The sequence below is a fragment of the Nocardia sp. KT25-26 genome, from assembly GCF_056627695.1.
In genome coordinates, this window is the sequence record NZ_CM152813.1 from 651,711 (window position 1) to 662,736 (window position 11,026).

Genomic DNA, 11,026 nt, shown 5'->3' on the forward strand with positions numbered 1-11,026 from the left:
GTTTGCTAGGCCTTTACCCGTTGGATGTTCTGTGATCAATGTCACATGATATTCGTCCGGGTGTGACCTGGTTTGGGTCGATGAACACCGTAAACCGGTCCATGATCAGGACAATTACTAAGGCCAGGCTTACCCGCTGCCGGATATCCGGGCTCGCATACGTCGGAACGTTGGATTAGAGTCACATCGTTCTCTCAGCTGTGCGGGGCTTCACATTGCTCGGGGAGAGTCCGCCGGTGGGCGGGTTGAGATGCTCTCGCAAGTGAGCCGAACGCGCAGTACACCACCTGATGATGGATTGGAAACTGAATGAACTTCCGTAGTGCCACTGCGGCGGCGATGCTGGCTATCGGCTCGATGACCGTGGGGATGGGGACGGTGCACGCGGAGCCCGCGCCGGCTCCGGTGGAAGACATCAAGTACTCGGTGAAGATGGTCGACAAGACCATCGTCGCGACGCTCGCCAACGGCACCTTCTCGATCGTCGAGCAGGAGGGGGAGACCCCGGAGGCTCCGGTCACCGAGATCGCCGAGATCAAGGACAGTGCCGGTAACACGGTGGTCGAGATGCCGCTGGAGTTCCTGGTCGGCGACACCGAGATCCCGGTTGCCACGGAGATCAGCGAGGATGCAGCCACGCTGGAACTCACCGCGGAGAAGCCGGAGGGGCTGGAGCCGGGTACTCAGCCGATCGTTGCGCAGCCGATCGCTTCGCCCGCTGAGGATCAGCGGGCAATCAACGACTTCTCCAGCAAGTTCGGCCTCGGTACCGCGATCGGCGGTTTCATCGGTACCGCGATCGGTTTCGTGGTCGGCTGCGTCGTGCTCCCGGCTGTTGGTTGTGTGCCCGGCGCCGGCATCGGCGGCATCATCGGCACCATCGTGGTCGGCGGTCCGACGCTCATCGCCGCCGGTGTCGACCTGGTGCAGACCCTGATGGCCGAGCCGGGCACCAGCAAGTGGGCCAACGGCGGCAAGCCGCAGGAGGCCGGCGACAAGTGAGCTTCCGGCGGGTAGGCGAGATCGCCTGCTCCTGAGGGTTCGACAAGAAGGGGCTGCCCGAAATGGGCAGCCCCTTCGTCGTGTCCTGCCGTTCTTCGAAGTCGGCAACCCAGTCGCCCCGCAGGCCGACGATCGGGCTCCGGGCGACCGGTAAGTCCGGCATCGGACAGTGCCGCGCCCTGCTCGCACACATCCACGGCCCCGACGCACTGCCCTGCTGGCAACAATCGGCCACGAGTACGTTCCGCATCACCTGACTGCCGCACTCGGTTCGGTTCGGATTTGCAAACCGCGTATCGAACGGTGCGGTGTGTCGTCGTCGGTGAGTTCCGTCCGCACATCCCGACGATCTACATCCCGACTGCTGCCCAGCGGCAGCAGTCGGCGTTGGGAGGGTCGCTATACCCGTCTGCTGCACTCGGTCCGGTTCGGATTCGAACCGCGTATCGAACGGTGCGGTGTGTCGTCGTCGGAAAGTCCGACCGCACGTCCCGACGCACATCCACACCCCGACTGCTGCCCTGCGGCAGTAGTCGGCCATAGAGGGGCTCGCTGTACCCGTCTGCTGCACTCGGTCCGGTTCGGATTCGAACCGCGTATCGAACGGCGTGGTGTGTCGTCACCGGGAAGTCCGACCGCACATCCCCACCCCGTCGCTACCCTGCGAGCAACGGCCTGCCATGGACAGGTTTCGCTGCACGGGCTACCGCACTCGGCCTGGCCCGGACGCGGTAGTCGGCCGCGTCGCTGGCCCTCGCGTGCCGCCCGGACCGTCGACTCGGTGCACTGCTGGGCCGGCCATGTATCGAAATGCGTGGTGTTGCACCGCCGGCGATGCATGACCGCACATCTCGGTGCAAGGTCTTGCAGCCTTGCCCAGCAACCTGGGGTAGGTGCCGATCCGGCGGGGGCCATCGCACCATGCTGGACCGGTCGGTGTGGGCTGCCCCTGGTGGGCTTCGCCGAACCGCGTCGTGTGCTGACGTGCCTCGTCCGGCCCGGCGACTCGGTGCATGGTGTGCCTGCTGACGGCTGTCCGCCGGCCGTTCGGTCTTGATCTCCAGGCACTGGACGATGCCGTAGCTGACGATGCCCAGGTCGTCGGCGGCCGCGGTCGGGTGGCAGGCGGCGCCGGTCAGTCGCCGGGCACGATCACCCGGTCGGCTTCCTCGCCTGCGGGTGGGGTGCGCTACATACGAAAAGGGCCGGCAGCGGCAATCCGCTACCGGCCCCTTCGAGCTCCGGACCAGTCCCTACCCGGTGCGAACGGCGAGGCCGGGGTTCTCTTCGAGGACGACGCTGATCGGCTGGCCGAACAGCAGCGGTGCCTCACCGGTGAGTGCCCCGATGGCGTCCGGGATGGCGCAGCCGCTGAAATCGGCCACCGAGGAGGCGCTGGAGATGCCGAGCGCCTGGCGGCCGGTGATGATGGCGCCACCCGAATCGCCGGGCAGGGCGCAGATTTCGGCGGCGAAGCTGCGCGTCATATCGCGGTCGCCGACCGTCACGGTCTGCTCGACGGCGCTGATCACACCGCAGCTGAAGCCGGTGCGGGCGCCGGACTTGCAGACCGGGGCGCCGACCACCGGGATGGCGACGCCGTCCAGTGCGATCGGTGCCGCACCGGGCACCCGGACCAGGTTGTTCTCGAACCGGGAGCGGGCGCTGTCCTCGATACGGACGATCGAGTAGTCACGCGCGCCGAGCACCGACTTCTCGAAGGTGCCGAGCAGAGGCCCCGGCTCGACGGTGCCGATATCGACGTGCATGGTGGCGGAGCCGCCCGAGTCCACGGCCGGGTTGCAGTGCCCGGCGGTGATGTTCACGACGTTGCCGCCGCCGTCGACGCCGTTGAAGCCCAGCGAGCAATTCAGCGATTGGCGGCCGTCGAAGGACTGGTAGCCGTCACCGCCGAGCAGCGCGCCGCCGGTGGGCGTGGTGGTCGGCTGCGCGGACAGCGACGGGAGGGCGCCCAGCGGCGGCGCGATCACCTGGACCAGGGCTGGGTCGATGAAGCTGGGCAGCGGCAGTCCGGCGTGCTCGACCTGAACGGCGATCGAGTTGTTCACCGGGTCGATCAGCGCGCCGCGGACGAAGTTCGAGATCTCCGGCGGCTGTGTGGCCAGCCAGTTCTCGAACGCAGTCTTCTCCTCGCGCAACGCCGTTTCGCTCTTGGCCACGTTGCGGATCTCGAACCCGGCCGATTCGGCCGCGGTCCGGGCCTCCTCGGTGCCGGAACCGGGCGCCAGGGCGACGATCGGGCGGCCGGCGTCGTCGAGCCAGGCGCCACCGAACGTGTCCGGGAACTGCTCCTGTGCGGTGGTCACGAATCCGGCCAGCTGCTGGCCCACATCGGCGCGGCGCAGGTATTCGCCCGCGTCGATCTGCAGGTCCCGGTCGATCGCCTCGACCAGCGCCGCCGGCAGGTCCGAGGCGGGTTCCGGGGCCGGCTCGGCGGATGCCACACCGGCGGTGGGGCCGAACATCAGGACGGTCGCCGAGGCGGCGATCAGGGACTTGCGGACTCGGGCCGAGCCGCGCACCGACGGCGCGTGGCCGGCGGAGCGGCCGATGTGTGGCAGGAGCATGATCGAACTATACAGAGATCCAGCTCACCCGGTGCGTCTCGGTGTATGTCACTACGTCATCCGGCGATCGGTTGGGTTCGGAGTGTGATTCCGGCGCCCGGGCCACCGCCGGCGCCGGCGTCGATATCGGCCAGCACCGCCCGGATCGGAACACCCAGCGTGGCGGTCCCGCCGTAGGGTGCCAGCTTCGAGTTCGCCTCCGCGCAGTTGGGGGCCTCCGCGGCATTGGAACCGCTGGTGATGCCCAGGGCGAGGCTGCCGGAGACGATCGCGCCGCCGCTGTCACCGCCGAGCGTGCAGGCCGAGGTGGCGAAACCGCGGACGGTCTTGCTGGCGCCCTCCGCGGTGAACAGCTGGGTCTCGACCCGGTCGGAGACGACGAAGCCACAGGTGAAGGTGGACGACTGGCCGGACTTGCAGACCGGCGCGCCGGTGACCGGTTCGGCGGTGCCGGTGATGGTCAGGGTGGTGCCGTTCGCACCCCGCACCGACGGCCGGTCCATCCCGGCGCGCACGGCCCGGTCGTTGAGGGCGATCACCGAGTAGTCCAGCCCCGCCGGACCGCCGAGAACGGACCGGACGAAGGTGCCGACCTCGGGGCTGTTCGGCAGGTCCCGCACATTCGGGACGTAGACGCGTGCGGACTCACCGGACTCCACGAACGGATTGCAGTGCCCCGCACTGATGTTGAGTGCGTTTCCGGCGGAATCGGTGGCGTTGAAACCGAACGAGCAGATATCGACGCCGGCCAGCGAGGCGTCGTGCAGGTCGGTGGTCGCGGTGATGTAGGTGTCGCCGCCCATCGGGTGGCGCTCCACCGGGCCGCCGCCGCCCGGACTGAGCACGACCTTCACATTCGCGATGAGCGTCGGCAGGTTCAGCATGTGCCCGGCGGGGGTGTTCGCCACGTTGAGCACCAGCTGGCTGTCGAGCACATCGATCGCGACCGAGCTGATCGCGGCAGCGATTTCACGCGGCAGCGTGCCGACCCATGCGGCCAGCTGCATCAGCGCGCCCTCCAGGCCGTCCGCGGAGACGGGGGCCAGCCGGGTGTCGTACCCGTCGGCGGCGGCGATCCGCGCGGCATCCGGATTGGTCACGGCCAGCACCGGCTCGCCGTCCGGGCCGAGCCAGGCGCCGGCGAACGACTCCGGCCGTTCGGCGCGGAAATCCGTTGCGTAGTCCCGGAGTTGCTGGGCGCGCGCAGCGCGATCGAGGTATTCGTCCGGGGTCATCTGCAGGTCGCGCTGGATGGCGGTGACCAGTTCGGCCGGCAGGTCCTGAACGGACAGCTGAGCCGGCGTGGGTGGCTCAGCGGATGCGGGCGCGGTACCGAGCAGAGGTGCCAGCAGGACGGTTGCGCTGGCCCCGAGGGCAGCAGCCTTGATCGCGGCGCGACGCGCCACCAACTCGAGCATGGGTTCCCTTCGTCGTGACCGAGGCCACTCTAGCGGGTCGGCTGCGCGGCTGATGTGCCCGCCCTCACGGCAGAACGCGGCGCCGGACCCGGTCGAACGAGCCACGGCGCCTCACTGTATTGCACCGTTGACACCTGCGCCCGGTGAACGGCTCAGCGTCCCGGCAGGGGGATCCGGGGATCGACGTTGTAGGGGAAGTCACGGTCGAAGGGGAACGGCCGTTCCGTGGTCGTCGTGGTCTCGCTGGTCGCCGGTGTTTCGGTGGTGGGCGGAACGGAACTGCTGTCCGGCGCAGTGCTGACCGGCGGTTCGCTCGACGGCGCCGGCAGGGGCGTCGTCGGCACGACCTCCGGCGCCGGTTCGGCAACAGTGGCAGGCGGCGGGGCGACTTCCGCAGGGGCCGGTGGTACCGGAGCAGGCGTTTCGCTGCTGGTGATCGGCGCCTGCGGGGCATCCGCAGCAGGGGGCGGTTCGGGGCTGCGGACGAGCAGCGCGACGCCGACGGCACCGAGCGCCAGGCCGGCGGCTGCGGCGGCCGCGATCAGCAACGGAGTGCGCGACCGGGTGGATGCCGGGCTCGGTTCCGGTTCCGATGCCCGGTCCAGGGCGGTGGTGGGCACCGCCACCGGCAGGGCGGCCGAATAGGCCTGCGGTGTCTCCGGCGGGCGGGACACGGCCGGCATGACATCGGTATTTACCAGGGAGTTCTCGGATTCGGTCGGATCCGGCGGGGTGGCTCCGGCAGGTGTGGCCAGCACTGCAGCCAGGGCCGCTTGCGCGGCGGCCCCGGCGTAGGCGCGGCTCGGCTCGGTCGTCCCGGCGGCGGGCAATTCGGCCTCGCTGATCAGCGTCACCGATTTCAGGCCCAGATAGTCGAGCGCATCGCGGACGACGGCGATCAGATCCGGTGACCAGTCCGCCGGATGCGTCGCATAGAACTCGGCCGGCCCGTCCAGCAGTTCGGCGGTTTCGTTGATCAGGCAGAACATCGCGGTGGCGAGCAGGTCCTCGGCCCGGTAGGCGGCGCCTTCGTCCACCGGTAGCCCGGCCGGGTCACCGACCGCGGCAGCGAAGCCCCGGATCGACTCGGCGCCCTCGGGGGCACTGCCACCGAGGGCGGCATCGCCGTCGGACGACATGTGCAGTACCGGCTCCCGCACGATGTACCGCGGTGCCTCGCCATCGGTCACGACAGCGGCTGTGCACTCGTCGTCGGCGATCCGCAGGCCCACCCCAGTGGCCATCTCCGATTACCTCGCTTCGGCTGTCGACTCCACCACGCCGCAGGTCACACCGCCAATGAGCCATGTCCCATGGCGCGGAGCATTGACAATAACTCGGATCGGGAACGTGCACCCAGGCGACGTCGGATCCGTGCGACGTGATGCTCCACTGTTTTCGCGGAAATGTACAGCCGGGCGCCGACCTCCCGGTAGGTCAGGCCGAGCAGTACCAGTTCGGCGACCTCGCGTTCCCGTTCGCTGAGCACCTCCGGGCCGAGCCGGGCCGGAGCCGGTTCGGCGGGTTCCGGCGTCCCGGTGATCGAGGTCGGGCGCGGCGCGGGTGTCTCGGTACGGGCCGGGATGCGCACGGCCCGGGCCAGCTTCAGCAGGGCGTTCGCGGTGGCCGCGTCCTCGGTGGCCAGGGCGGCGTCACCGGCCAGCCGGGCCGCGTCCCAGGTGAGCCCCTGGTCGGCCAGGGCCGCGACCGCGGATCGGACGGCCGGGCCGTCCACCTGTCCGCGCAATACCAGCACCCAGGTCCGGCCGGCGTCGGCGAGGACGGCGGCCTGCCGGTCGCCGGCGGCGGCCGCATTCTTCAAGGCATGTGCGTGCGGCAGCAGGTCCTGGGGGGATTTCGCGATGATCGCCGCCTGCACCCCGTACCAGTGGAAGGCGTTCGCCCAGGCCGGGGCGCGGCCGAGGCGGCGCAGCAGTTCGGTGGCCGCATCGACCAGCGGCTGGAAGCGGGCTTCGTCGTGCAGTTGCAGGCCGGCCAGCCACAGTTCCCCGATCGGCAGCAGGCTGAGCAGATCGACGTCGACCTCGTCACACAGCGGATGGGCGGCGGCCCAGGCCTGCCGGAGGGCCGCGGCGTCGCCGCTGCGGCGCGCCAACCCGACCGCGAGGGCATGTGCCGACAGCCGGTCCCGGGGCGGTAGCGCGGTGAAGTCCAGCCCGGCCAACCGATCGGCCGCGAGTGCTTCGTCGCCGGTGCGCAGCGCGGTCCAGGCGGTCAGCACCGGGAGTTGCTGTCCGGAACCGGCGGCCGCCCGCACCGCATCGACCGCCCGCTGTGGAGCTCCTGCACTGAGGCTGAGCAGCGCCGCCACTGTGACGGCGCTGCACGGCAGGGCCCGGGCGGCCGGTCCTTCGGTGCGGGCCGCCTGCACCAGTGCGGAGATGGCGCCGGGGGTGCCGGAGCCGTGCGGGTCCAGCGAGTCGGTCAGGGCGCCCGCGATCAGCCGGGCGTCTGCGGTGCCGGGGGTGGGTGGCCAGTGGTGCGCGCATTCGGCCATCTCGGCCGCCCCGGCGGCGTCGCCGGCGAGGGCGAGCACGGTGGTCGCGATCGGCCAGTCGGCGCCCACTCGCCCCGGCCCCAACCACCGATACAGCGCGGCGGCGCGCCCGGCCAGGCCGCGGCGGGTCAGCACCCCGGCGCAGATTCGCACGGCGGTGGACAGTTCGGCGGGTTGGGCGCCGGCCCGGCTCAACACCGGTTCGGCCAGCCGCACCGCGGTATCGTCATCCCCGGCGACCGTGGCGGCATCCGCCCAGCGCAGCGCAATCGGTTCCACCGCGGCACCGGCATCGACCGCCGCCGCGTAATACCGGGCCGCATCGGCTGCCCGGTGCGGTGCGGCCCGGCAGAGGAACCCGGCCAGGCGTTCATCACGGACTCCGGATTCGGCGAGCAGCAGGCCGGTCTCCTCACGGAGCAATCCGGCATCCAGCCGGGCGCCCAGCAGCCGGCGCTGCACGGCGACGAACCGCCGGTCGCCCAGCAGCGTGCGCAACGGCGGGACGGCCACGCCGAGCAGCAGATCGGCATCGGTGACCAGGGCGCTCGCCCGGGCGCGGTCGATGAGTTCCCCGGCCGTCGCTGGGGAGACCCCGAGCACCTCGGTGAGCTCCCCGGCATCCAGGCCGGTGCCGGTGGCCGCCACCACCAGTGTGTCGAGCAGGTCCGGGTCCGCTTCTTCCAGCAAGGTCCGGCTCCATGCCGCCAATGCCTCGTCCACGGCGGCGATGCCGGCGTCCAGGCGGCAGGTGCGGGCGGCGGTCAACGCGGCGACGACGCCGCTGTGGATGCCCGCGGTCTGCTGGTGGATGTGCTGGGCGACCTGCCGGGGCACCACCATGCCCAGCTCCCGGGCGAACGGAATGATGTCGCCGATGCTGAGCCCGCGTAGTTCCACTGTGCGCCCGGCCCGGGCCACCGCATCGCACAGGGCACGCAACGGCGGATGGTGCGGGATGGGGCGAGTCGCCAGGATCAGGGCGGCATCGCCGGCCTCCACCGTCGCCCGCAGCGAATCGAGCTGTTTCGGGCCCAGGGCGTGCAGATTGTCGGCAACCAGCACCGGCCGCCGGTCGCCCTGTTCCGCGGCATCGGGTGCGGCGACCGCATCGATTACCGCACAGCCGTGCCGGCGCAGCCGGGTCCGGGCCACCTCCAGCAGGGTGCTCTTCCCGGTGCCGGCCCGTCCGCGCAGCAACAGGACGGCCGGCTGCTCCGGCAGCGAATCGACCACCCGCAGCACATCGCGGGCGTGCGGGACGGTCTCGAGGGCGATTCCGTTCATCAGCTGCCCCCGAGTAACTGACCGGGCAGCTTGGTGACGCCACCGACGGTGTCACCGACACCTCCGGTATCGCCGGTGCCCGCGGTGTTGCCGAGACCGTCGACCGTGTCACCCACACCGCCGACCGTGTCACCGAGGGGGTCGGTGAGGCCGCCGACGACATCACCGGGGCCCGGCAGGTCGGGGACGGTCGGGGGCGGTGGGGGCGGCGAGTACTCGGGCTGGGTGGCAGGCGGGCCGGGGGCGGGGTCCTGGGTCTGCGGTGGTGCGGGGTTCTGTGTGGGTGCCGGATCCTGCGCCGGTGCCTGGCCGCCGCCGGTCGGTGCTTGGCCGCCCTCGGACGGTGTTCGGCTGCCGTCGGACGGTGTTCGGCTGCCGTCGGACGGTGCCTGCTGTCCGTTCGCGGGTGCCTGACCGCCGGGTGCGGCCGTCCGATCGCCGGGGGCCGGTGCCGGGTTCCCCGCTTCGGGCGGTCCCGCGTTCGGCGCGGCACCTTCCCCGCTCGGTGGACGCTCGCCCGGGGCACCCGCGTTCCGGCCGTCCGCGGCGGATTCGTTGCCGTCCGGGGTCGCGCCATTCGGGGTGGTCCCATCCGGCTCGGCGGCCGGGGCGCCGGGTGTCGAGGTGCTGGTTTCCGCGGATGCCGGGGCATCGGAACCGGAACTGTTGATCGCCAGCGTTCCGGTGGTCATCGCACCGAGGGCCAGCACCGTCGCCGCGACCATGGCGGCCCGCTTCGCCGTCACCAGCGGGCGGGGCGGTTCCGGTTCGGCCGGGAGTTTCGGCAGGTCGCCGGAGATCGGCAGGGCGGGGGCCGCTGCCGGGATCTCGGTGGTCGGCGCCTCGGCCGCAGCAGGCGGTGCCTCGGTCGCGCCGGCCGGCACGAATGCCGCGGCGATCGGCGCGGTGGCGGGGGTCTGCACGGCTTGCAGATCTGCGGCGATCTCGGCGGCGCCGGCCGCGCTCGCGGTGCAGGGGTCGGCGCAGGTCGTCACGGGCAGCCCGAATTCGGCCGAGACCAGCTCCGCAACCAGCGGGATCGCCGCGCCACCGCCGGTCAGCAGGACCGAACGCACGCCGGACAGCTCGGTACCGGACTGCTGCACAGCGTCCCGGACCGCCGTCAGCGAGCTCTGTACCGCCGGTCGCAACAGGTTCTCCAGATCGGCCCGGACCACCCGCACCCGAGTGGTTTCACCGGTCGCCGGATTCCGAACGTCGACCTCGGTGGCGGTATTTATGGAAAGGTCTTCTTTCGCATTTCTGCATCGAGTTCGCAATTGCGTCAACTCGTGCTCGATTTCCGGGTCGAACGGGTCGAATTCCGCACCGTCGAGCGCATTTGCCAGAACATAGCGAACGGTGGCGAGGTCGAACTCGGAACCGGAGATGTCCGAGCGGTGAACCGCAGGACCCAGTAGGCCGGCCTGCTCGCCGGTGCGCAGTACCGAAACCGTCAGGCCGCTCCGGCCCAGGTCGTAGACGACGAGGGCGCCATCGTCCAGTAACCCGTTCTCGATCTCGTACCGGCGCAGCGTCGCCACCGGCTCGGGTACCAGGGTCACCGAATTCGCTCCGGTGCGATCCAATGCGGCGCGCAAGGTCTCGACGGTGGTGTCACGCCACCAGGCCGGATGGCAGGCGACGGTGGTGGGTTCGCCGGAGGCGTCCGGGACGGCGGCCAAAGCCTCGTCGGCCAGCAACGTGATCGAGGTTGCTACGAGATCGGCTGCAGCGTAACTGGTTCCGTCTTCGGCCAGGATGTCCACCGGATCGCCCACCCGAGGCAGGAACCCCTCCAGGACGACGGAACCGGCCGGGTCCGCCCCGGTCGGTTCCGCGAAGCTCGCGCCGGTCTCGGGATTCAGCCGGACCGCACTGCGGTGCCGCACCACCGCGATCGGGTCGCCGCCGTCGGCCGCAGTTGCCACGGCCGTCGAGTTCGCCGTGCCGACGGTGATGCCGAGAGCCGGGCGTTCAGTCATCAGGGCACCCCTTGCGGATGTCGGGCGGTCCGGAACGGACTGCGTCCTCTGCGAGTCCATTCGTTCTGTCGTTTGCCGCCCGGCTGCCGTTACGGCCATTGGGGGATTTCGGGGGGAAATCCCCTAATCCGCATCGACCCCCTAACGAATGGCCCCGATCAGGTATGGGGTTTCACCCCGTTTCCGGGGGCCTCCGCTCGCCATAGCGTGAAGAGGACTTCATCACAT

6 protein-coding genes are annotated in these 11,026 nt (G+C 70.6%); 1 reads left to right on the forward strand and 5 read right to left on the reverse strand.

Going from position 1 to position 11,026, the window contains the following annotated elements:
- The first annotated feature begins 309 nt into the window (after positions 1-309).
- The gene (locus AC1HFH_RS03085; protein WP_480245918.1) at positions 310-1,002 is read left to right on the forward strand and encodes a DUF8020 domain-containing protein; all 693 of its coding nucleotides are present in this window, start codon (positions 310-312) and stop codon (positions 1,000-1,002) included.
- 1,253 nt (positions 1,003-2,255) lie between these two features.
- Here AC1HFH_RS03085 and AC1HFH_RS03090 read toward each other — a convergent pair.
- The 5 genes from AC1HFH_RS03090 to AC1HFH_RS03110 all read right to left on the reverse strand — a co-directional run bounded on the left by AC1HFH_RS03090 (position 2,256) and on the right by AC1HFH_RS03110 (position 10,798).
- Positions 2,256-3,590: a S1 family peptidase gene (locus AC1HFH_RS03090; RefSeq protein WP_480245919.1), complete on the reverse strand. Its 1,335-nt coding sequence runs from the start codon at positions 3,588-3,590 to the stop codon at positions 2,256-2,258.
- 56 nt (positions 3,591-3,646) lie between these two features.
- Positions 3,647-5,008: a S1 family peptidase gene (locus AC1HFH_RS03095; RefSeq protein WP_480245920.1), complete on the reverse strand. Its 1,362-nt coding sequence runs from the start codon at positions 5,006-5,008 to the stop codon at positions 3,647-3,649.
- Positions 5,009-5,160: 152 nt separating this feature from the next.
- Positions 5,161-6,252 carry a hypothetical protein gene (locus AC1HFH_RS03100; RefSeq protein WP_480245921.1) on the reverse strand — a complete coding sequence of 364 codons (1,092 nt, stop codon included), beginning with the start codon at positions 6,250-6,252 and terminating at the stop codon, positions 5,161-5,163.
- Between the two features lie 44 nt (positions 6,253-6,296).
- A complete protein-coding gene (locus tag AC1HFH_RS03105; RefSeq protein WP_480245922.1) occupies positions 6,297-8,813 on the reverse strand; it encodes a LuxR C-terminal-related transcriptional regulator in 2,517 nt (838 codons plus the stop codon).
- Complete coding sequence (locus AC1HFH_RS03110; RefSeq protein WP_480245923.1) at positions 8,813-10,798, reverse strand: Hsp70 family protein; 1,986 nt, start codon at positions 10,796-10,798, stop codon at positions 8,813-8,815. The genes AC1HFH_RS03105 and AC1HFH_RS03110 overlap by 1 nt, the downstream gene beginning before the upstream one ends.
- Positions 10,799-11,026 lie beyond the last annotated feature (228 nt).

Bases quoted from the DNA above. Each gene is read 5' to 3' on its own strand.
- AC1HFH_RS03085 (WP_480245918.1), top strand. From the start codon at position 310: ATGAACTTCCGTAGTGCCACTGCGGCGGCGATGCTGGCTATCGGCTCG.
- AC1HFH_RS03090 (WP_480245919.1), bottom strand. From the start codon at position 3,590: ATGCTCCTGCCACACATCGGCCGCTCCGCCGGCCACGCGCCGTCGGTG.
- AC1HFH_RS03095 (WP_480245920.1), bottom strand. From the start codon at position 5,008: ATGCTCGAGTTGGTGGCGCGTCGCGCCGCGATCAAGGCTGCTGCCCTC.
- AC1HFH_RS03100 (WP_480245921.1), bottom strand. From the start codon at position 6,252: ATGGCCACTGGGGTGGGCCTGCGGATCGCCGACGACGAGTGCACAGCC.
- AC1HFH_RS03105 (WP_480245922.1), bottom strand. From the start codon at position 8,813: ATGAACGGAATCGCCCTCGAGACCGTCCCGCACGCCCGCGATGTGCTG.
- AC1HFH_RS03110 (WP_480245923.1), bottom strand. From the start codon at position 10,798: ATGACTGAACGCCCGGCTCTCGGCATCACCGTCGGCACGGCGAACTCG.